Source organism: Cellulomonas alba (assembly GCF_030362835.1).
Classification (GTDB): Bacteria; Actinomycetota; Actinomycetes; order Actinomycetales; family Cellulomonadaceae; genus Cellulomonas; species Cellulomonas alba.
Genome location: NZ_JAUCGQ010000001.1, coordinates 2,640,356 through 2,661,018 on the forward strand (window position 1 = coordinate 2,640,356; position 20,663 = coordinate 2,661,018).

General features: G+C 73.8%; 18 protein-coding genes. 13 read left to right on the forward strand and 5 right to left on the reverse strand.

Features of this window, described 5'->3' with window-relative positions:
- Window positions 1–91 precede the first annotated feature (91 nt).
- From QRT04_RS12010 to QRT04_RS12020, 3 genes are read left to right on the forward strand one after another with little or no spacing between them, the layout of a single operon-like run.
- The gene (locus QRT04_RS12010) at window positions 92–1,630 is read left to right on the forward strand and encodes an ABC transporter permease (protein ID WP_289455511.1); all 1,539 of its coding nucleotides are present in this window, start codon (window positions 92–94) and stop codon (window positions 1,628–1,630) included.
- Window positions 1,627–2,682, forward strand: a complete 1,056-nt coding sequence (locus tag QRT04_RS12015; protein ID WP_289455512.1) for an ABC transporter permease — start codon at window positions 1,627–1,629, stop codon at window positions 2,680–2,682. The genes QRT04_RS12010 and QRT04_RS12015 overlap by 4 nt, the downstream gene beginning before the upstream one ends.
- Before the next feature lie 9 nt (window positions 2,683–2,691).
- Complete coding sequence (locus QRT04_RS12020; protein ID WP_289455513.1) at window positions 2,692–4,425, forward strand: ABC transporter ATP-binding protein; 1,734 nt, start codon at window positions 2,692–2,694, stop codon at window positions 4,423–4,425.
- 44 nt (window positions 4,426–4,469) lie between these two features.
- Here QRT04_RS12020 and QRT04_RS12025 read toward each other — a convergent pair whose 3' ends face one another.
- The gene (locus QRT04_RS12025; protein ID WP_289455514.1) at window positions 4,470–5,054 is read right to left on the reverse strand and encodes a hypothetical protein; all 585 of its coding nucleotides are present in this window, start codon (window positions 5,052–5,054) and stop codon (window positions 4,470–4,472) included.
- A 151-nt stretch (window positions 5,055–5,205) separates the two neighbouring features.
- Between QRT04_RS12025 and typA the strand changes: the two genes are divergently transcribed.
- The 5 genes from typA (at window position 5,206) to QRT04_RS12050 (ending at window position 12,659) form a co-directional block, all read left to right on the forward strand.
- A complete protein-coding gene (gene typA / locus QRT04_RS12030; protein ID WP_289455515.1) occupies window positions 5,206–7,140 on the forward strand; it encodes a translational GTPase TypA in 1,935 nt (644 codons plus the stop codon).
- Window positions 7,141–7,151: 11 nt separating this feature from the next.
- On the forward strand, window positions 7,152–8,123 hold the full coding sequence (locus tag QRT04_RS12035) for a PIG-L family deacetylase (protein WP_289455516.1): 972 nt from the start codon (window positions 7,152–7,154) through the stop codon (window positions 8,121–8,123).
- 68 nt (window positions 8,124–8,191) lie between these two features.
- Window positions 8,192–8,857 (forward strand): DUF6113 family protein, encoded by a 666-nt coding sequence (locus QRT04_RS12040; protein ID WP_289455517.1) that lies wholly within the window; start codon window positions 8,192–8,194, stop codon window positions 8,855–8,857.
- Window positions 8,854–9,351 (forward strand): flavin reductase family protein, encoded by a 498-nt coding sequence (locus tag QRT04_RS12045; RefSeq protein ID WP_289455519.1) that lies wholly within the window; start codon window positions 8,854–8,856, stop codon window positions 9,349–9,351. Before QRT04_RS12040 ends, QRT04_RS12045 begins: the two co-directional genes overlap by 4 nt.
- Window positions 9,352–9,494: 143 nt before the next feature.
- Window positions 9,495–12,659: a VanW family protein gene (locus QRT04_RS12050; RefSeq protein WP_289455520.1), complete on the forward strand. Its 3,165-nt coding sequence runs from the start codon at window positions 9,495–9,497 to the stop codon at window positions 12,657–12,659.
- 29 nt (window positions 12,660–12,688) lie between these two features.
- Here the strand turns inward: QRT04_RS12050 and QRT04_RS12055 are convergent, their stop codons facing one another.
- Window positions 12,689–12,937 (reverse strand): putative acetyltransferase, encoded by a 249-nt coding sequence (locus tag QRT04_RS12055; RefSeq protein WP_289455521.1) that lies wholly within the window; start codon window positions 12,935–12,937, stop codon window positions 12,689–12,691.
- A gap of 133 nt (window positions 12,938–13,070) precedes the next feature.
- Here QRT04_RS12055 and fdxA point away from each other — a divergent pair, with 133 nt between their 5' ends.
- The 4 genes from fdxA (at window position 13,071) to QRT04_RS12075 (ending at window position 16,691) form a co-directional block, all read left to right on the forward strand.
- The gene (gene fdxA / locus QRT04_RS12060; RefSeq protein WP_289455522.1) at window positions 13,071–13,397 is read left to right on the forward strand and encodes a ferredoxin; all 327 of its coding nucleotides are present in this window, start codon (window positions 13,071–13,073) and stop codon (window positions 13,395–13,397) included.
- Complete coding sequence (dapC, locus tag QRT04_RS12065; RefSeq protein WP_289455523.1) at window positions 13,397–14,542, forward strand: succinyldiaminopimelate transaminase; 1,146 nt, start codon at window positions 13,397–13,399, stop codon at window positions 14,540–14,542. Before fdxA ends, dapC begins: the two co-directional genes overlap by 1 nt.
- A gap of 4 nt (window positions 14,543–14,546) precedes the next feature.
- Complete coding sequence (locus QRT04_RS12070) at window positions 14,547–15,209, forward strand: hypothetical protein (RefSeq protein ID WP_289455524.1); 663 nt, start codon at window positions 14,547–14,549, stop codon at window positions 15,207–15,209.
- A gap of 171 nt (window positions 15,210–15,380) precedes the next feature.
- The gene (locus tag QRT04_RS12075) at window positions 15,381–16,691 is read left to right on the forward strand and encodes a citrate synthase (protein WP_289455525.1); all 1,311 of its coding nucleotides are present in this window, start codon (window positions 15,381–15,383) and stop codon (window positions 16,689–16,691) included.
- A gap of 34 nt (window positions 16,692–16,725) precedes the next feature.
- Here QRT04_RS12075 and QRT04_RS12080 read toward each other — a convergent pair whose 3' ends face one another.
- The 3 genes from QRT04_RS12080 to dapD are packed head-to-tail and all read right to left on the reverse strand — an operon-like array spanning window position 16,726 to window position 19,350.
- Window positions 16,726–17,394, reverse strand: a complete 669-nt coding sequence (locus QRT04_RS12080; protein ID WP_289455526.1) for a maleylpyruvate isomerase N-terminal domain-containing protein — start codon at window positions 17,392–17,394, stop codon at window positions 16,726–16,728.
- A gap of 38 nt (window positions 17,395–17,432) precedes the next feature.
- Window positions 17,433–18,371 (reverse strand): hypothetical protein, encoded by a 939-nt coding sequence (locus QRT04_RS12085; protein ID WP_289455527.1) that lies wholly within the window; start codon window positions 18,369–18,371, stop codon window positions 17,433–17,435.
- A 31-nt stretch (window positions 18,372–18,402) separates the two neighbouring features.
- A complete protein-coding gene (dapD, locus tag QRT04_RS12090; protein WP_289455528.1) occupies window positions 18,403–19,350 on the reverse strand; it encodes a 2,3,4,5-tetrahydropyridine-2,6-dicarboxylate N-succinyltransferase in 948 nt (315 codons plus the stop codon).
- A 189-nt stretch (window positions 19,351–19,539) separates the two neighbouring features.
- On the opposite strand from dapD, the gene dapE reads away from it, so the two are divergent.
- On the forward strand, window positions 19,540–20,613 hold the full coding sequence (gene dapE / locus QRT04_RS12095; RefSeq protein WP_289455529.1) for a succinyl-diaminopimelate desuccinylase: 1,074 nt from the start codon (window positions 19,540–19,542) through the stop codon (window positions 20,611–20,613).
- The last annotated feature ends 50 nt before the right edge of the window (window positions 20,614–20,663 follow it).

Here is a 20,663-nt window from a genome sequence, read left to right on the forward strand (position 1 = left end):
AAACACGTCCCCCCGTCGCGCTGACGGTCCCGAACTGGGACATGATGCGCGGCGGGGGGCCGTGCGGTTCCACGAGTAGGAAGATCCACCGATGACCGTGTTCGTGACGAGACGCCTGATCGTCTCGTTCTTCATCGTCCTGGCATCGACGGCACTGATGTACGTGCTGGTCGCAGTGTCGGACAACCCGCTCAAGGACCTCCTTGAGTACAACGGGCCGGGTCGTGCCGACCGCATCGCCGCGCGCACGCGTGCGCTCCACCTCGACGTGCCGATCCCGGGCCGCTACGTGCTCTGGTTGCAGGACGTCGGCCGGTGCGTCGTCCCGGGCGGGCACGACTGCACCCTGGGTCTCGACCGCTCGTCGCGCCCCGTGCTCCCTCAGCTGCAGACGGCCATCGGCTCGACGCTGCGCCTGGTCGTCGCCGCGACCGTGCTCGCGCTCCTGATCGGCATCGTCACCGGCATCGTCACCGCGCTGCGCCAGTACTCGACGTTCGACTACGGCATCACGTTCGTGGCGTTCCTCTGCTTCTCGCTCCCGGTGTTCTGGGTCTCGACGCTGCTCAAGCAGTACATCGCGATCGACCTGAACAACTGGCTCGCGAATCCGACGATGAGCTACGCAGCCCTGTTCGCGATAGCGCTGATAGCCGGCGTGCTCTGGGCGGTCGTCATCGGCGGTCAGTGGCGCACGCGCTGGATCGTCTTCGGCGTCGCCGCGCTCGCCACGTTCACGACGCTCTTCGTGCTCCTGACGACCGACTGGTTCACGTCGCCCTCGATCGGCGTCGTCGGCATCCTGGTGATCGGCGTCGTCATGGCGTTCCTGTGGGCCGCGCTCTTCGCCGGCCTGCGCCCGCGCACGCGCCGCGTGCTCTGGACGAGCATCGCTGCCGCGGTCCTCGGCACGATCGCGATCGTGCTGGCGCAGCCTCTGATGGACGGCATGAACTGGCTGACGTTCTTCCTCGTGGCCCTGGTGCTGATCGGCATCGGTGTCGCGACCGGCCTCGTCGGCGGCGGCTACGTGAAGCGCCTGGCCGCGCAGGTCGGCGCCGTCACCGGCGTGACGATGACGGTCCTGATGGCCATCGACCAGATGCTCGCCGCGTACCCGTTCGTGTACCAGCAGACCGGCGGCCGTCCGATCCCCACGACCGGGGCGTCGACGCCGAACCTCGACGGCAACTTCTGGCAGACGAACACCGACGTCGCGCTGCACCTCGTGCTGCCGACCCTCGCGATCATGCTGATCTCGTTCGCGAGCTACACGCGGTACACCCGGGCAAGCATGCTCGACGTCCTCAACCAGGACTACGTGCGCACGGCGCGGGCGAAGGGCCTCAACGAGCGGACCGTCCTCGTCCGGCACTCGTTCCGCAACGCCCTGATCCCGCTCGCCACGCTCGTCGCGTTCGACTTCGCCGGCGTCCTCGGAGGCGCGGTCGTGACGGAGACCGTCTTCGGCTGGAGCGGTATGGGCCTGCTCTTCCAGACGGGCCTCAAGAACGTCGACCCGAACCCGGTGATGGCGTTCTTCCTCGTCACGGCGATCGCGACCGTCGTGTTCAACCTCCTGGCGGACATCGCGTACGCCTACCTCGACCCCCGGATCAGGCTGTCATGAGCACCGACGACGGCCTGCGGAGTGAATCAGTGAGCGAAGAGACCCCTCTCCCGGTGGAGTCGGAGCGCATCGAGGCGCAGATGCACCGCCTCATCTCCGCCGACACCGACGTCCTCGGCGTCGAGACGGCCTCGGCGGACATCCCCGTCGCGGCCCGGTCGTCCGCCCGGACGGTCATGATGCGTTTCTTCCGCCACAAGGCGGCCATGGGCGGCCTGATCGTCCTCGCCTTCATCGTGATCCTCGTGTTCAGCTCGGTGGGCATCGGCCCGATCCCCGGCTGGTGGCACCAGGACTACCGCGTCCCGCAGCCGCTCTACAACGGCGGGCACCCGACGCTCCAGCTCTGGCCGTTCAGCCTGGGCAAGCACCCGTTCGGGCAGGACGACATCGGCCGCGACTACTTCGCGCTCGTGATGACCGGCGCGCAGCAGTCGATCATCATCGCGTTCCTCGTCGGCTTCGTCGGCTCGGCGATCGGCACGATCATCGGGGCGGTCGCGGGATACTTCCGCGGCTGGACCGAGTCCGTGCTCATGCGCCTCACCGACGTCGTGATCACGATCCCGCTCGTCGCGATCGCCGCGGTGGTCGCGAAGATCGCCCAGGACTGGGGCGGGGTGTGGGCGCTCGGCCTGTTCATCGGGCTCGTCACGTGGACGGGCCTCGCGCGCATCGTCCGCGGTGAGTTCCTGTCGCTGCGCGAGAAGGAGTTCGTGGACGCCGCGCGGTCGATCGGCGTGCCCAGCGGGCGCATCATCTTCCGGCACATCCTGCCGAACACGGTCGGCGTCATCATCGTCTCGGCGACGCTCGCGATGTCCGCCGCGATCCTGCTCGAGTCCGCGCTGTCGTTCCTCGGGTTCGGCGTGCAGCCGCCCAACACGTCGCTCGGCCAGCTGATCGAGTCGTACCGCGCCGCGATGGGTCCGCGCCCGTGGCTGTTCTGGTGGCCCGGTCTGTTCATCGTCGCGATCGCGCTCGCGATCAACTTCATCGGTGACGGCCTGCGGGACGCGTTCGACCCGCGCCAGAACCGGCAGAAGGCCTGAGAGGAACCCATGAACAGCGCGACCACCGGGCCCGTCGAGGGCTGGCAGGACAAGTACGTGGAGCCGATCCTCGAGGTCGAGGGACTCGGCGTGGACTTCCAGGTCGAGGGCCAGTGGGTCATGGCGTCCGAGGGCGTCGACCTGCGCATCCGTCCCGGCGAGGTGCTCGCCCTGGTCGGCGAGTCCGGCTCGGGCAAGTCGGTCTCGTCGATGGCGATCCTGGGTCTTCTCCCGAAGAACGCCCGCGTGAAGGGGTCCGCGCGGCTGCTCGGCAAGGAGCTGATCGGCGCTTCCGCGCCGCAGCTGCGCGCCGCCCGCGGCAACGACATCGGCCTGATCTTCCAGGAGCCGATGACGGCCCTGAACCCGGTGCTGACCGTCGGGTTCCAGGTGTCCGAGATCATCCTCAGCCACCAGAACGTGACGCCGCACGAGGCCCGCGAGCGGACGATCGAGCTGTTCCGGCTCGTCGACCTGCCGACTCCCGAGGCGAAGTTCGACGCGTACCCGCACCAGCTCTCGGGCGGTCAGCGGCAGCGCGTCATGATCGCCATGGCGATCGCGTGCGACCCGGTCCTGCTGATCGCGGACGAGCCGACGACGGCGCTCGACGTCACCGTCCAGGCCGAGATCCTCGACCTGCTGCGCGACCTGCACACGCGCCTCGACTCGGCGATCCTGCTGATCACGCACGACATGGGCGTGGTCGCGGACCTCGCGGACGACGTCGTCGTCATGCGCAACGGGCACGTCGTCGAGTCCGGGCCGATCCGGCAGCTGTTCGCGGCGCCGAAGGCGGACTACACGCGCGACCTGCTCGCGTCGGTGCCGCACCTCGGCGCGGAGATCGCGTCCGGCAAGCTGTCGATCAAGGAGCCCGCGGTCGAGGTCGAGACCGAGGCCGTGCCCGCGCTCGAGCTCGAGGACGTCGCGATCGAGTACCCGGGCCGCGGCCGCACGCCCGCGTTCCGGGCCGTCGAGGGCGTGTCCCTGTCGATCGCGCCCGGCGAGGTCGTCGGCCTCGTCGGCGAGTCGGGCTCGGGCAAGACGACGGTGGGTCGCGCGGTCGTGTCGCTGCTGCCGGTCGTCGAGGGGCACGTGCGCGTCGGCGGCACCGACATCGCGGGGCTCTCGCGCAAGGAGCTGCTCCCGCTGCGCCGCCGATCGGCGATCGTCTTCCAGGACCCGGGCTCGTCGCTCAACCCGCGCATGACCATCGGCGAGTCCATCGGCGAGCCGCTCTTCCTGCACGAGAAGCTGCGCAAGTCGGCGCTCGACCGCAAGGTCGAGGAGCTGCTCGACCAGGTCAAGCTGCCGCACGCCTACCGCAACCGGTACCCGCACGAGCTCTCCGGCGGCCAGCGCCAGCGCGTCGGCATCGCCCGGGCGCTCTCGCTCAAGCCGCAGCTGCTGGTGGCCGACGAGCCCACGTCGGCGCTCGACGTCTCGGTGCAGGCGCACGTGCTCGAGCTGTTCCAGGAGCTCCAGCGCGAGCAGGGGTTCGCGTGCCTGTTCATCAGCCACGACCTCGCCGTCGTCGAGATCCTGTCGAGCCGCATCGCCGTGATGCGCAACGGGCGGCTCGTCGAGATCGGCTCGCGCGAGGACGTGCTGCTCAACCCGCAGGACCCGTACACCAAGCGGCTCATCGCGGCCGCGCCCGTGCCGGACCCGGACGAGCAGGGCTCGCGGCGCGAGGAGCGCTCGCGGCTGCTCGCCGCCGGCGCCGGCCCCGAGGCCTGACGCGGCCGGGTCCGCGCGCCCCACGAGGCGCGCGGACCCGGCGCTCAGACCAGCAGGCTCACGACGAGCAGCACGAACGCGCCGCCCACGACCGCGAGCACCGGCGTGGCCAGGCGGACGACGACCGGACCGTCGGCGAGCTCGTGCGTGGTCGAGCGCGACCACTCGCGGCGGACCCACGCCGCCGCTGCGCCCGAGTGCGACCCCCATGCGGCGCTGGCCGTCGGCTGCGGGTCCTCGCCCATCGAGAGCGTCGAGGCCTCGCGCCGCGACATGCGGATGTCGGCGTAGCGACCCGAGGCGGGTGCCGCCCAGGCGGCGAACCGGCGGCCGTCGTCCGCGACGAGCGTCAGCGCGAAGCGCGTCTCGACGGCCTCGAGCCGCGTCCACGGCACCTCGACGTCGTGCACGACGTTCAGCAGCCGGACGCCGTCGCCGTCGACGTCGACCGCCGGGCGCACGAGGATCGCCCACACGAGCGCTGTGACGAACAGCATCTGCGGCACCGCCCGCACGCCGGCCTCGCCACCACCGTCGCGCAGCGCGAGCCACAGCCAGCCGACGCAGACGACGCCCCAGATCACGAGGGCGACGGCGGCGGTGCGGGGGCGGAACCGGTGGCTGGGCACGCGCCATGCTCGCACGCGCGGCGCCCGCGGGCGGCGCCGGATGCGTCGTACGCCACCGACCCGCGGGCAGGGCGGGCTTCGTCGAGCAGGTAAGATCGTCGTGCGCCGCTGTCGGCGCGGCCCCCTCACCCTTCACTCGAGAAGAGTTCGCATGCCCTCGTCCGCCCCCGCGAGCACGGCCACGCGCCCCGACCTGCGGAACGTCGCGATCGTGGCGCACGTCGACCACGGCAAGACGACCCTCGTCGACGCGATGCTGTGGCAGTCCGGCGCCTTCGGCGAGCACGCGCACGTCGACGAGCGCGCGATGGACTCGGGCGACCTCGAGCGCGAGAAGGGCATCACGATCCTCGCGAAGAACACCGCGGTCCGGTACGCCGGGCCCGCGGCGGCTGCGGTGGGGCAGCCCGGCGGCATCACGATCAACGTGATCGACACCCCGGGCCACGCCGACTTCGGCGGCGAGGTCGAGCGCGGTCTGTCGATGGTCGACGGCGTCGTGCTGCTGGTCGACGCGTCCGAGGGTCCGCTGCCGCAGACGCGCTTCGTGCTCCGCAAGGCGCTCGCGGCGAAGCTGCCCGTGATCCTCGTGGTCAACAAGGTGGACCGGCCCGACGCGCGCATCACCGAGGTCGTGCACGAGGCGACCGACCTGCTGCTCGGGCTCGCGTCCGACCTGCACGAGGACGTGCCGGACCTCGACCTCGACGCGATCCTGGACGTCCCGGTCGTGTACGCCGCCGCGAAGGCCGGCCGCGCGTCGCTGACGCAGCCCGCCGACGGCGGCCTGCCGGAGGAGACGAGCCTCGAGCCGCTGTTCGCGACGATCCTCGAGAAGATCCCGGCGCCGACGTACGACGAGGGCGCTCCGCTGCAGGCCCACGTCACGAACCTCGACGCGTCGCCGTTCCTCGGCCGCCTGGCGCTGCTCCGCATCTTCAACGGCACGCTCACCAAGGGCCAGACCGTCGCGTGGGCGCGGCACGACGGCTCGCTGCAGAACGTGCGCATCACCGAGCTGCTGGAGACGAAGGCGCTCGAGCGCGTCCCCACCGAGCAGGCCGGTCCGGGCGACATCGTCGCCGTCGCCGGCATCGCCGACATCACCATCGGCGAGACGCTCACCGACCCCGACGACCCGCGCCCGCTGCCGCTCATCACGGTCGACGACCCGGCGATCTCGATGACGATCGGCATCAACACGAGCCCGATCGCCGGCAAGGGCGGCAAGGGCCACAAGGTCACCGCGCGCCAGGTCAAGGACCGCCTCGACAAGGAGCTCGTCGGCAACGTCTCGCTCCGGGTCGTGCCGACCGACCGCCCCGACGCGTGGGAGGTCCAGGGCCGCGGCGAGCTCGCGCTCGCGATCCTCGTCGAGCAGATGCGCCGCGAGGGCTTCGAGCTGACCGTCGGCAAGCCGCAGGTCGTCACGAAGAAGGTCGACGGCCACGTCCACGAGCCGGTCGAGCGCATGACGATCGACGTCCCCGAGGAGTACCTCGGCGCGGTGACGCAGCTGCTCGCGCAGCGCAAGGGCCGCATGGAGACGATGTCGAACCACGGCACCGGCTGGGTCCGCATGGAGTTCCTCGTGCCGGCGCGCGGCCTGATCGGCTTCCGCACGCGCTTCCTCACCGACACGCGCGGCACCGGCATCGCGTCGTCGATCGCCGAGGGCTACGAGCCGTGGGCGGGCCCGATCGAGACGCGCCTCAACGGCTCTCTCGTCGCGGACCGCGCGGGTGTCGTGACGCCGTTCGCGATGATCAACCTGCAGGAGCGGGGGACGTTCTTCGTCGACCCGACGCAGGAGGTCTACGAGGGCATGATCGTCGGCGAGAACTCCCGCGCGGACGACATGGACGTCAACATCACCAAGGAGAAGAAGCTCACCAACATGCGGTCGTCGACCGCGGACAACTTCGAGAACCTCGTGCCGCCGCGCAAGCTGACGCTCGAGGAGTCGCTGGAGTTCGCCCGCGAGGACGAGTGCGTCGAGGTGACGCCCGAGATCGTCCGCATCCGCAAGGTGGTGCTCGACCAGTCGGAGCGCGCCCGCATCTGGGCCCGCACCAAGAAGGCCTAGACCGGAGCTCCGTGGGGGCACGCGACCGGGGAGTGGGCGGCGTCGTCGCCGTCCACGCGCACCCCGACGACGAGACCCTGGCGAGCGGCGCACTCCTCGCGGCGTGCGCCGCCGCCGACCTTCCGGTGACGGTGGTGACCTGCACGCGCGGTGAGCGCGGCGAGGTGATCGGCGACGAGCTCGCGGAGCTCGAGGGCGACGGCCCGGCGCTGGCCGCCCGCCGGGAGCGCGAGCTCGCGGCGGCGCTCGCCGCCCTCGGCGTCACGGACCACGTCTTCCTGGACCAGGTGCCGCCCGCGGGCGAGCGCTACGAGGACTCCGGCATGGCGTGGCTCGCGGACGGCCGGGCGGGCGCCGCGGAGGAGCTCCCGCCCGGGGCGTTCGTGGCCGCGCCGCTGGACGAGGCGGCCGCGCGGCTCGCGCGCGTGCTGCGCGACCGGCGACCGGCGGTCGTCGTCACGTACGAGCCGGACGGCGGGTACGGGCACCCCGACCACGTCCGCGCGCACCTCGTGACCACGCGCGCGGTGCAGCTCGCGGCCCGGGCCGGTGACGATCAGCGCCGGGGGTACACGGTGCCCGTGCTGCTGTGGGCCGCGCAGGACGCGGCCGCGCTGCGGGCGGGTCGCGCCGCGCTGACGCTCGGGGACGAGCCGCGGACCGGCCACCGCGCGGGCCCGCTCACCGTGCCTCCCGCAGACGCGCCGCTGCCGTCCGTCGCGGTCGACGGCGTGCGCGTCGACGCCGAGGTCGACGTGACGCCCGTGCGCGCCGCCGTGCTCGAGGCGCTGCGGGCGCACGCGACGCAGGTCCAGGCAGTCCGAGCGGTCGACGGCGAGGCGGCGCTCGTCGGGTGCTTCGCGCTCAGCAACCTCGAGCTGCAGCCGCTCCTGCCGTCCGAGGGCTACCGGCTCGCCCGACCCGCCGACCGCGCGGCGCTCGCCGCGCTCGAGGGCTGGCCGCTGGTGGCGCGGGCGCGCTGAGCCGCGCCGCCGGGGTCGATGCGACCCGCCGGCCGATCGCCCCGAGGTCCCGCAGGTAGCCTGGCCGCGTGCAGCTCGACTCGCGCCCGACGCCGCCGCCGGCGTCCTGGGGCAGCTTCCTCGGCGCGTTCGCGCTCGGCATCGTCGTCGGCGCGGTCGGCACCGTGATGCACCGGTCGATGCGGCCGTGGGGTCTCGTCATCTGCCTGGTGCTCGTGCTGACCTCCGCGGTCGCGGTCCGCGCGTGGGGCGGGCGGCGGGCGTGGACCGGGTACGCCGCCGCGCTGACGGCGACGGTGTGGGTGCTCTCGACCGAGGGGCCCGGTGGGGACGTGCTCGTGCCGTCGGGCCAGAACATCGGGTGGGTCTGGATGATCGGTGCGCCGGTCGTCGCCGTGATAGTCGCGCTGCTGCCCGCGGCGGTGTTCGACGACCGGCTCCGGCCCGTGCGCGGCGGCGCGTCGGGTGGCGCGGTCGGGCCCGGCGGGCCGCTCCCGTCGGCGGGCTGGCCGCAGCCGACGGCGACGGAGCCGGGTTGGCCGCAGCCGACGTCGGGCTGGCCCCACCCGGCGTCCGCCGAGCCGGGAGGCTCGCGGCCGGCGTCGTCGGACGGGGCCTGGTCGCAGCAGCGACCGGTCGACCCGGGCTGGCCGCCGACGCGTCCGAGCGGGACGGCGGAACCGGGCGCCGGTCCGTCGGCCGGGGGACCGTCGGCCGGGGGACCGTCGGCGTGACCGACGCGCTGGTCGACGAGGACGCGTTCCGGTCGGCGGTCGGCCGGCTGCCCGCGGGCGTCGCCGTGGTCACGCTGCGGCTGCGCGGGCTCGACCACGCCATGACGGCGAGCGCGGTCGCGTCGGTCTCGCTCGCACCGCCGCTCCTCCTGTTCTGCGTGCACGCGGACGCACGGTTCCGCGAGGCGCTCGACGAGACCGACGGTTGGGCCGTCTCGGTGCTCGCCGACGACCAGGCGCACGTCGCCGACTGGCTGGCTTCGCCCGGCCGGCCGGCGGTCGACCAGCTCGCGCGCGTGCCGCACCGGTCGGCGCCCGTGTCCGGCGCCGCGTGGGTCGACGGCGCAGCCGCCTGGTTCGACTGCCGCACCGCGTCGATCCACAGCGCCGGGGATCACGACGTCGTCGTCGGGACGGTGCTCGCCGTCGAGCAGGGGCGGTCGACCGCCGGCGGGCTCGTGCACCTGCGGAGCCGCACGCGCCCGGTGCGGTGACGGCCCGTCGTGCGGGGTGGCGCGGATCCTGTGGAACGGGCGTGAAACCCCTCGTCGCCGACGCGCCATACACCGGTCGGCGCAGATCCGCCACGTAGACTTCGCCGGGCGCGGCAGCCGCGCGGGAACGGCGGGGGAGCAGCATGGCCGACGGCATCGATCGCGACGACTCGACCCCTGAGCGCCCCGCGCCCGAGGCCGAGCCGACGGCGATCGACGAGCCCGCGGCCGAGACCGCGGAGCCTCCCGCCGAGACACGCGCGGACGCCGAGGCCGACGCCGGCTCGGCGGACGGCGCCGAGGCCGATCCCGCCGTCGAGGCCGAGGAGCCCGGCGCGGGTGTCGACGTGGCTGCCGCGGACGAGCCCGAGCCCCAGGCGAGCGATGACGGGGCCGGCGAGCCGGACGGCGAGGACGCCGCCGACGTGACGACCGACGAGCGCGGCGACGACGCGCGCGACGCGACGGCTGAAGCCGAGCCTGCCGAGGGCGACGACGACCCCGCCGACGCGACGGCCGAAGCCGAGCCGACCGAGCGCGACGACCCGGCCGACGCGACGGCTGACGCCGGGCCGACCGAGGGCGACGACCCGGCCGACGCGACGGCCGAAGCCGGGCCGACCGAGGGCGACGACGACCCGGCCGACGCGACGGCTGAAGCCGGGCCGACCGAGGGCGACGACGACCCGGCCGAGGCCGACGACCCGGCCGCGGTGTCGGCGGGGTCCGACGGGGACGTCGGCGGGCCGGCGGAGCCCGGCGAGGACGTCGGCGGGTCGTCGGAGTCCGCCGGAGGCCCCGTCGAGCCAACTGACTCCGACGAGCCGAGCGAGACCCACGAGGCGGCTGCAGCGCCGACCGAGTCGGGGGACCGGGCCACGCATCAGGAGGGCTCGGCCGAACCGCTCGCCGAGCCGGCCGACGCCCCGACAGCGGAGGCGAGCGAGACCGACGAGCCCACCGCGGAGTCGCCCGCGCCGGCCGTCGAGCCGGTCGTCGAGCCGGTCGTCTCTGGCGCGCCCGTCGCCGAGTCGCCCGGACCCGGCGGCACCGCTGACGGGGGCGAGCTCGCGGAACCGACGGACGAGTCGCACCCGGCAGCCCCCGACGACACCCAGTCCGACGCGGAGCCGGACGACCCGCCGGCCCGCGCGGCCGCCGCGACGGTCGTCATGCCCCCTCTCGGCGACGCCCCGACCGTGGTGTCCCCGCCGCACGCGCCCGAGCCGACCGGACCGACCGGAACGACCGGCTCGACCGGCCCGCGTACCGAGGTCATGACCCCGTACGGCTCGATCGCCGCCCAGGCGCCGGACAAGGCGCCCGCCGCGGCGCCGGTCCGGACGTCCGCGTTCGGCGGTCGCGACGCCGCGGCGGCACCCGCGGCCGGGCTCGGCGCGACCGCCGCGACCGCCGCAGCCGCGTCGTCGGCCACCCCGACGGCCCAGAGCGCGGCGCCCCGAGCCGAGGCTGCGCACGCGGCGGCCGCCACGGCGACGCTCCCGCCCACCTCGGCCGGCCCGGCGCTGCCCGGCGCGCGCACGTTCGAGCACGTCCCGCAGGCCGAGCGCCCGTCGTCCCCGCTCGACGTGTTCGAGCCGCAGCGGCACGAGCGCCGCTGGCCACGCCGCCTCGGCGTCGCCGCAGGCGTGCTCGTGGTGCTCGGCGGCGCGTACGTCGGCGCGAGCTACGCGCTCGGCGACAAGGTGCCGCGCGGCGCGACGGTCGCGGGCGTCGAGATCGGCGGCCTCTCGTCGGCGCAGGCCGTGGCGGCGCTCGACGCGCAGCTCGACGGTGCGACGGGCAAGGCGATCCCGGTGACGGTGCACGGCACGTCGTCGAGCCTCGACCCCGCGAAGGCCGGCCTCACGTTCGACGCCGACGCCACCGTCGCACGCCTGACCGGCGTGGACCTCTCCGCCCCGATCCGCCTCTGGGACCACCTCGTGGGCGTCGGCGACCAGCCGGCGGTCGCGGCGGTCGACGAGGCGAAGCTGAGCGCCGCGGTCCAGGCGCTCGGCAGGTCGACCGGCAAGAAGGCGGTGGACGGCTCCATCGTGTTCGTCGACGGCTCGGCGCACGAGACCGCGGCGAAGGACGGCTGGGCGCTCGACGAGGACGCGGCGCGGGACGTCGTCCGCACGTCCTGGCTCTCGGGCGCGCGTCCGCTCGACCTGCCGTCGAAGACGGTCGCGCCCACCGTCACGGGCGACGAGACGGACCGCGCGATGTCGGAGATCGCCGAGCCGCTCACGGGGGCGCCCGTGTCGGTGCAGGTCGACGGCAAGCTGGCGGTGCTCCAGCCGCTGCAGCTCGCGGCCGCCGCGACGATCGCCCCGAAGGACGGCTCGCTGCAGCTGACGATGGACGGCGCCAAGCTCCGGGCCGCGGTCCTCACGCAGCTCCCGGACCTCCTGACGCAGCCCGCCGACGCGTCGTTCGCGTTCAAGGACGACAAGCCGGTGCTCGTGCCGGGCAAGGCCGGCACACAGCTCGACCCCGCGACGCTCGCGACCGCCGTGGCGGGTGCTGCGGTGGCCGACAACCGCACGGTCGACGTCGCGCTGACGCCGACCCAGCCCGAGGACTCGACCGACGCGCTGCAGAAGCTCGGCATCACGGAGATCGTCTCGGAGTTCTCGACGCCGCTGACGGCGGAGAAGATCCGTGACATCAACATCAAGCAGGGCGCCAAGAACATCACCGGCACGCTCATCAAGCCGGGCGAGACGTTCAGCCTCGGCAAGGCGCTCGGCGAGGTCGACGCCGCGCACGGCTTCGTCGACGCGGGCGCGATCGTCGACGGCGAGCACACCGACGCCATGGGCGGTGGCCTGTCACAGCTCTCGACGACGACCTACAACGCGGCGTACTTCGCGGGCTTCCAGATCCTCGAGCACCACCCCCACTCCGAGTGGTTCGCGCGCTACCCCGAGGGCCGCGAGTCGACGCTCTTCCTGCCGTCGATGGACATGCGCTGGAAGAACAACACCCCGACCGGCGCCCTCGTGCAGGCCTGGGTCGCGAACAACCGCACCTACGTGCGGATCTGGGGCACCAAGTACTGGACCGTGCAGTCGACGACCGGCCCGCGCAGCGGCGTCGTGCAGCCGACCACGCGCTACAGCCAGAGCAAGACGTGCGAGCCCGCCGCAGCCGGGAACCCCGGGTTCACCGTGACGGTGACGCGCCGGACGTCCCTCGGCGGCCAGCTCAAGGACACGAGCAGCTACACGACGCGGTACAAGCCGCAGGACAAGGTCGTGTGCGGCAAGGCGCCGACGTCCGCGAAGAGCTCCGCGGGCTGACGGCGCGCGACGGAGTCCGCGAGGACCTGTCAGCCCCGGTCGCGCCGCGCGCGCGGCGTGGGTGGCGGCGGCACGGTCTTCGCGAGCACGACGTCGGTGGCCGGCACGCGCACGTCGCCGCGGCGCGTCCGGACCGTCAGCCCGTCGTCGTCGACGTCGAGCACCTCACCGAGCACGTCGGTGTAAGGGGGCTCGCCCGGCTCGGGCGAGTCGTCACGCACGCGCCGGACGACCACGCGCACGCCGGGCGTCCATGCGCGCCACGCGTCGGTCGTCATCGCACCGCACCGCTCGTCATCGGACGCCGCCGCCTCGTCCGCGCACGAGGCGTGGACGCGTCGTCGGACGTCGGAGCATGTGGGGGATACTAGGTGCGCTTCCGACCATCGCGGTCCCCTGGAGGACACCACCGTGACGTATGTGATCGCCGAACCCTGCGTGGACGTCAAGGACAAGGCGTGCATCGAGGAGTGTCCGGTCGACTGCATCTACGAGGGCAAGCGCTCGCTCTACATCCACCCCGACGAGTGCGTGGACTGCGGCGCCTGCGAGCCGGTCTGCCCGGTCGAGGCGATCTACTACGAGGACGACGTCCCCGAGCAGTGGAGCGAGTACTACAAGGCGAACGTCGAGTTCTTCGACGACCTCGGTTCGCCGGGCGGCGCCGCGAAGATGGGTCTCATCGAGAAGGACCACCCGATCATCGCGACCCTCCCGCTGCGCATCCACGAGGACTGATGGGCCTGCTCGGCGGGTCGCTGCCCGACTTCCCCTGGGACACACTCGTCCCGTACGCGGAGAAGGCGCGCGCGCACCCGCGGGGGATCGTGGACCTCTCGGTCGGTACGCCGGTCGACCCGACGCCGGCCGTGGTGCGTGACGCTCTCGCTGCCGCCGCGGACTCGCCGGGCTACCCGACGACGCACGGCACGCGCGAGCTGCGGGAGGCCGTCGTCGCATGGTTCGCGCGCCGGCGGGGTGTTCCTGGGCTGGACCCGGCGGCCGTGCTGCCGACCGTCGGGTCGAAGGAGCTCGTCGCGTTCCTGCCGTCGATGCTCGGCCTCGGCGCGGGCGACGTCGTGCTCCACCCCGCGGCGGCCTACCCGACGTACGACGTGGGCGCGCGCCTCGCGGGTGCGACTCCGGAGCGGTGCGACGACCCCGCCGCACGGCTCTCCGAGGGCAGCGGCGACGTGCGGCTCGTCTGGCTCAACTCGCCGGGCAACCCGGACGGGCGCGTGCTTGCGGTCGACGAGCTCCGGGCCGTGGTCGAGGCGGCGCGGGCCGCGGCCGCGCGCGACGGGCGCCCTGTCGTGGTCGCGTCGGACGAGTGCTACGCCGAGCTCGCGTGGGACGCGCCGTGGGCGACCGAGGGCGTGCCCTCGGTGCTCGACCCGCGCGTCACGGGCGGCTCGCACGACGGGCTCCTCGCGGTGTACTCGCTCTCGAAGCAGTCGAACCTCGCGGGCTACCGCGCGGCGTTCGTGGCGGGCGACCCCGCGCTGATCCGGCCGCTGCTCGAGGTGCGCAAGCACGCGGGCATGATCGTGCCCGGCCCGGTGCAGGCGGCGACCGCCGCGGCGCTCGCGGACGACGCGCACGTCGCCGAGCAGCGCGAGCGCTACCGCCGGCGGCGCGCGCTGCTGCGCGGTGCGCTCGAGGACGCGGGCTACGTGGTCGACCGCTCGTACGCGGGCCTGTACCTCTGGACGCGCCCCGAAGCGGGCGGTCAGGACTCGTGGACCACCGTCGCGGACCTGGCGGGTCTCGGCATCCTCGCAGCGCCCGGCGCCTTCTACGGCGACCCGGTCCACGTGCGCATCGCGCTGACGGCGTCCGACGAGCGCATCGCCGAGGCTGCCGCGCGCCTGCGCGGCGCGTGACACGGTGGCCCCGCCCCAGCTGCTGACGCGGCGCCGGTGCTCCGTCTGCGGCGCTGCGCCCACGGCGTGGCTCGCGCACCTCGACGCGGACCGGAGCTGGTTCGGCGTCCCTGGCGACCGCCGGTCGTGGGGCACGCGGGTCGACCTGTGCGACGAGTGCCGCGCGCTGGTCGAAGCAGGTGACGTCGAGGCGGTCGTGGCGCGCCTCGCCGCGCGCGACGGCGACGACGGCGACCGCACGCCCGCGGCCGCCGCGCTGTGCGCCGCCTTCGTGTCGGCAGTCGCCGTCGCCGACTGGCTGCCGCCCGGCGTCGTCGCTGCGGTGCCCGACGGCTTCGTCGAGCTCGGCGAGCTGACCGGCTGGCTCGACCTCGCGAACGCGTGGCCGGCCGAGCACGTGCGGCGCGTTCCGGAGACGCGCGAGGACCACCTTCGGTACGCCGACTCCGACGAGGTGGTGCTCGTGCGGTCGCCGTGGCCCGGCGTCGACGTCGGCGACGTGGTGTCGTACCTCATCAGCTGGGCCGACCAGCACGAGGCCTTCGTCTCGGGTGACGTGACGCCCGAGCGGCGCGAGCGGGAGCGGGCGATCGTGCGCGACTTCTTCGTCGCGTTCGACGCGGCGTTCCGGGAGGAGTGGGACCGACACCTCCGGGACTGGATGTGACACCCATCACAACGGGACGACGGTCCCGCGGACGATTCGTCAGGGCACGCTAGCCGCAGGTACCGTCAAGGTGGCCAACGACGGCCACGAGCGCAGGCCGAGAAGGCCGCCGTCGCCCGCGCCGGACGCCCGGGTCAACCCCGCGCCGCACGTCGCAGGAAGGAACCACACATGTCCGAGGTCATCACCTCGATCCCCCAGGCTCCGGTCCAGCTGGTCGCCCACGGCGAGAGCCGGGACCTGCCGATCGTCACGGCGACCGAGGGCAACGACGGCATCGTCGTCTCGTCCCTGCTGCGCGACACCGGCCTGGTCACCGTCGACCCGGGCTTCATGAACACCGCGTCGTGCGAGTCGAGGATCACCTACATCGACGGCGACGCCGGCATCCTGCGCTACCGCGGCTACCCGATCGACCAGCTCGCGGAGTCGTCCTCGTTCCTCGAGGTCGCGTACCTGCTGATCCACGGCGAGCTGCCGTCGGCGGACGAGCTGTCGGCGTTCGAGGACCGCGTCAACCGGCACACGCTGGTCCACGAGGACTTCCGGACGTTCATGGGGACGTTCCCGCGCGGCGCGCACCCGATGGCCGTCATGTCGTCGGCGATCAACGCACTGTCGACGTTCTACCCCGAGTCGCTCGACCCGTTCGACCCCGAGACGGTCGAGCTCGCGACGGTGCTGCTCCTCGCCAAGACGCGCACCATCACGTCGTACGTCCATCGGACGAGCCGCGGCGAGCCGCTGCTCTACCCGGACTACAGCCGCGGGTACGTCGAGGACTTCCTGCGCATGACGTTCGCCGTGCCGTACGAGCAGTACACCGCCGACCCGGTGGTCGTCGAGGCGCTCGACAAGCTGCTGATCCTGCACGCCGACCACGAGCAGAACTGCTCGACGTCGACCGTCCGCATCGTCGGGTCGAGCCACGCCAACCTGTACGCGTCGGTCGCGGCCGGTGTGAACGCGCTGTCCGGGCCGCTGCACGGCGGTGCGAACGAGGCCGTGCTCACCATGCTCGACGAGATCCAGGCGAACGGCGGCGACGCGTCGGAGTTCATGCGCCGGGTCAAGAACAAGGAACAGGGCGTCCGGCTCATGGGCTTCGGCCACCGGGTCTACAAGAACTACGACCCGCGCGCCGCGATCGTGAAGAAGAGCGCGCACGCGGTGCTCCAGGCGCTCGGCAAGGACGACGAGCTGCTGGACCTCGCGCTGGGGCTCGAGGAGATCGCGCTGTCGGACGACTACTTCGTCAGCCGCAAGCTGTACCCGAACGTCGACTTCTACACGGGGCTCATCTACAAGGCGATGGGCTTCCACCCGTCGATGTTCACGCCGCTGTTCGCGCTCGGCCGCATGCCCGGCTGGATCGCGCAGTGGCGCGAGATGATGAACGACCCGCAGACCAAGATCGGTCGCCCGCGGCAGATCTACACGGGCGAGGTCGAGCGCGAGTACGTCCCGGCCGACCGCCGCTGACCCTGACCCCGGCCCGGCCCGGCCCGGCCCGGGCTCAGCCGAACGCCGACAGCCCGTCCGTCGCCAGCGCCCGCTCGCTGCGGGCGAGCGCGCGGAGCATCCCGGTCGTCCCGTGTCGCCGCGCCCCGAGCACGGCGAGCGTGGCGACCACCGGGTCCACGACGACGGTCGGGAACTCCAGGGCCGGGAGGTCGACGCTGGCCGCGAGGTCGTCGGCGTGCACGACGACCTCGAGCGCCCGGCAGACGGCGAAGTCCGCGGTCGCGAGGACGCAGTCCTGCCACGGCACGTACACCGCCGGCCCCGCGCCGGCGAGCAGGCTCGGGAGCGCGGCGCGGGTCTGGGCGAGCACCTCGCGGCACGCGTCCGGGCCGATCGCGGCCATCGCGTTGAACTCGTCGCGGATCGACGTGTTCTCGGGCGCGTCGCGGCCGGCGAGCAGCCAGTCGGTGCGTGCGTAGAGGCCCGTCAGGTCCACCTGGACGGCGTGGGGTGGGACGCCGCCGAAACCGAGGAACTCGACGGCCGTCTCCGCCTGGCTGACGAGGTGTCGGGTGAGCCCGCCGACCGTCATGCCGGGGAGCGCGGACTCGTCGGCCCACCGCTCGGCGACGCGCGCCGAGCCGACGAGCCCCGGGATGGTGTCGAGAGCGGCGAGCAGGACCTCGTCCGGAGCGAGGGCGCCGCGGAAGGTGAGCGTCATGGCGCGACCCTAGGGGCGACCACCGACAACCCCCGACGTCAGTCGGGCGGGAGCTCGAGGCGCACCTGACCGGCGGGGACGGCCGGCCCCTTCGCCGGTCCCCAGGCGCCGGCGTCGCGGTCCCACCGCTGGTCCCCGACCTGGACCCCGACGAGCCCGAGCGGCCGCGCCGTCGCGACGCCCCACTGCCCGACGGCCCAGGCGAGCCGCGCGGCGTCGTCGCCCAGGCGGGCCGTGTCGACGACGACCGCCGGCCCCGCGCCCTTCGCCGCGGGCGCGACGCTCGTCGCGAGCGGGCCGAGGTCGCGGTGCACGCGGTCGACGACCGTGGCGGGCACGGTGCTCGACGGGCCCGAGCCGGCGTCGGCATCGTCGTCGACCGGGTGCAGCGTGCACGTGAGCGCCGCGGCGGAGTTGCCGGTCAGCGCCGAGGCGTAGGCGCGTGCGGCCGCCTCGTGCTGCGCGTAGGCGTCGGGGAAGCCGGACCGCTGCACGGCCTGCGCGGCCTCGGTGATCGGCATCGTCGCGTAGCCCTTGACCTTCACGAGCGCCGAGTAGAACCGTCCCGTCGAGTACACGGGGTCGAGGATCTGCTCCTCGGTGCCCCAGCCCTGCGACGGCCGCTGCTGGAACAGGCCGAGCGAGTCGCGGTCGCCCTCGGGCAGGTTGCGCAGCTTGGACTCCTGGATCGAGGTCGCGAGCGCGATCGTCACGGCGCGCGCCGGCAGCCCGCGACGGAGCGCGACGGCGGCGACGAGGGCCGCGTTGTCGGCCTGGCCGGGGTCGAGCTGCCACCGCGAGCCGTCGCTCGTGGCGTAGCAGGCCTCGGGCGGCGGCGGACCGTGGTGCGTGTGGTCGAGCCACGCGATGACGCCGGCCGTCGCGAGCACCAGCAGCACCGCGAGCCCCGCCACGGCACAGCCGAACCGGCCGGCGCGCGCGCCGCGGGAGCGCCGCGGACGCCGACGAGCGCTCATCCCGCCGCGCTCGTCGGGCCGGCCGTGCGGATCACTGGTGCGCGTGCAGCGCGGCGTTGAGCTCGACGCCCGCGCGCTCGCCGCGCGCCACGGCCTCGACCCCGCCCGTCAGCGAGTTCCGGCGGAACAGGATGCCGTCGGCGCCCGAGAGGTCCCGCGCCTTGACCACGCGCGTCTCGCCGCCGGCGAGGCCGACGACCGTGACCTTGGTGCCGGCGGTGACGTACAGGCCGGCCTCGACGACGCAGTCGTCGCCGAGCGAGATGCCGAGCCCGGCGTTGGCGCCGAGCAGCGTGCGGCGACCGATCGACACGACCTCGCGGCCGCCTCCGGACAGCGTGCCCATGATCGAGGCGCCGCCGCCGATGTCCGAGCCGTCGCCGACGACGACGCCGGCCGAGATCCGCCCCTCGACCATCGACGTGCCGAACGTGCCGGCGTTGTAGTTGACGAAGCCCTCGTGCATCACGGTCGTCCCGGGCGCGAGGTGCGCCCCGAGGCGCACGCGGTCGGCGTCGGCGATCCGCACCCCCGAGGGCAGCACGTAGTCGACCATGCGCGGGAACTTGTCGACGCCGAGCACCGTGGGCGCGACGCCGGTCGCGGCGCGCAGCCGGGCGCGCGTGAGCTCGAAGCCCTCGACCGCGCACGGACCGCGGTCCGTCCAGACGACGTTGGGGAGCGCCGCGAAGATGCCGTCGAGGTTGATGGATCTCGGCGCGACGAGGCGGTGCGAGAGCAGGTGCAGCCGCAGGTACGCGTCCGACGCGCCGCTGGGCGCCTCGTCGAGGTCGATGACGGTGCGCACGACACGGACGCTGACCCGGCGCGCCTCGTCGGTCCGCTCGGCGTCGACGAGGTCGGCGGGCGGCGCGTCAGACGTGGGTTCGCCGAGCGCGGGGGCGGGGTACCACGTGTCGAGGGGCGCTCCGGCGTCGGTCACGGTGGCCAGTCCGAAACCCCAGGCTGTCCGAGTCATGGCGCCAACCCTAGGTCACGAGCAGGGCCGTTCCGGGGTCAGAAAGGGTTACCGACCAGTAACCGTTTCGCCCGGACGGGCTGCTCCCGGCGGCCGCGTCAGGGCACCGGCGCGGGCCCGCGCGCCGACCCGGGCCGGAGCGCGGGCCGACCGGCCACCGGCAGCCTCGTCCGTCGTTACGGTGTCCGCATGGACCGCGCCCTCGACCTCCACGCCGACGTCGTCGACCTGGCCCGTGCCCTGTGCGACGTGCCGTCCGAGAGCGGCGACGAGCGCGCGCTCGCCGACCTCGTCGAGGACGCGCTGCGGGGCCTGCGGCACCTGCGCGTCGACCGCGACGGGGACGCCGTCGTCGCCCGGACCAACCTCGGCCGCGCGCGCCGCGTGGTGGTCGCGGGCCACCTCGACACCGTGCCGATCGCGGACAACCTGCCGACGCGGCTCGAGGACGGCGTGCTGTGGGGCCGCGGCACGGTCGACATGAAGGGCGGCGTCGCCGTGCAGCTCGCGCTCGCGGCCGAGCTGACCTCGCCCGCGCACGACCTGACGTGGGTCTTCTACGACCACGAGGAGGTCGCCGCCGACCTGAACGGTCTCGGCCGGCTCGTCCGTACGCACCCCGACTGGGTCCGCGGCGACTTCGCGGTGCTGTGCGAGCCGACGGCCGGCGGGCTCGAGGGCGGCTGCAACGGCACGCTGCGCGTCGACGTCGTGCTGCACGGCGTCGCGGCGCACTCGGCGCGCGCGTGGGCCGGGAAGAACGCCGTGCACGCGGCCGGCGAGGTGCTCCGCCGGCTGGAGGCGTACGAGCCCGCGACGGTCGAGGTCGACGGGCTCGCGTACCGGGAGAGCCTCAACGCGACGCTCATCAGCGGCGGCACGGCGCCGAACGTCATCCCCGACCGCTGCGTCGTCACCGTCAACTACCGCTTCGCGCCCGACAAGTCGCTCGACGAGGCAGAGGCGCACGTGCGCGCGCTGCTCGACGGCTTCGAGGTGAACCGCACCGACGGCGCCGACGGCGCGCGGCCCGGGCTCGACGACCCGATCGCGCAGGAGTTCGCCGCCGCGGTGCTCGCCGTCACGGGCGGCGCGCCGTCGGCCAAGTACGGCTGGACGGACGTCGCGCGGTTCTCGTCGCTCGGCGTCCCCGCGGTCAACTTCGGGCCGGGCGACCCGCTGCTGGCGCACAAGGTCGACGAGCGGTGCCCGGTCGACCAGCTGCGGCTGTGCCGTGACGCGTTGCGCGCGTGGCTCGCCTGACGAACCGCGTGCGAACCGCACCCGAACCGAGGCCGAACCGCGCCCGAACT

Coding starts and splice junctions, on each gene's coding strand:
- QRT04_RS12080 (WP_289455526.1), bottom strand. CDS start 17,394: ATGACGCTCACCTTCCGCGGCGCCCTCGCTCCGGACGAGGTCCTGCTC.
- QRT04_RS12075 (WP_289455525.1), top strand. CDS start 15,381: ATGTCCGAGGTCATCACCTCGATCCCCCAGGCTCCGGTCCAGCTGGTC.
- QRT04_RS12010 (WP_289455511.1), top strand. CDS start 92: ATGACCGTGTTCGTGACGAGACGCCTGATCGTCTCGTTCTTCATCGTC.
- dapC (WP_289455523.1), top strand. CDS start 13,397: ATGGGCCTGCTCGGCGGGTCGCTGCCCGACTTCCCCTGGGACACACTC.
- QRT04_RS12055 (WP_289455521.1), bottom strand. CDS start 12,937: ATGACGACCGACGCGTGGCGCGCATGGACGCCCGGCGTGCGCGTGGTC.
- QRT04_RS12020 (WP_289455513.1), top strand. CDS start 2,692: ATGAACAGCGCGACCACCGGGCCCGTCGAGGGCTGGCAGGACAAGTAC.
- dapE (WP_289455529.1), top strand. CDS start 19,540: ATGGACCGCGCCCTCGACCTCCACGCCGACGTCGTCGACCTGGCCCGT.
- QRT04_RS12085 (WP_289455527.1), bottom strand. CDS start 18,371: ATGAGCGCTCGTCGGCGTCCGCGGCGCTCCCGCGGCGCGCGCGCCGGC.
- QRT04_RS12015 (WP_289455512.1), top strand. CDS start 1,627: ATGAGCACCGACGACGGCCTGCGGAGTGAATCAGTGAGCGAAGAGACC.
- dapD (WP_289455528.1), bottom strand. CDS start 19,350: ATGACTCGGACAGCCTGGGGTTTCGGACTGGCCACCGTGACCGACGCC.
- QRT04_RS12050 (WP_289455520.1), top strand. CDS start 9,495: ATGGCCGACGGCATCGATCGCGACGACTCGACCCCTGAGCGCCCCGCG.
- typA (WP_289455515.1), top strand. CDS start 5,206: ATGCCCTCGTCCGCCCCCGCGAGCACGGCCACGCGCCCCGACCTGCGG.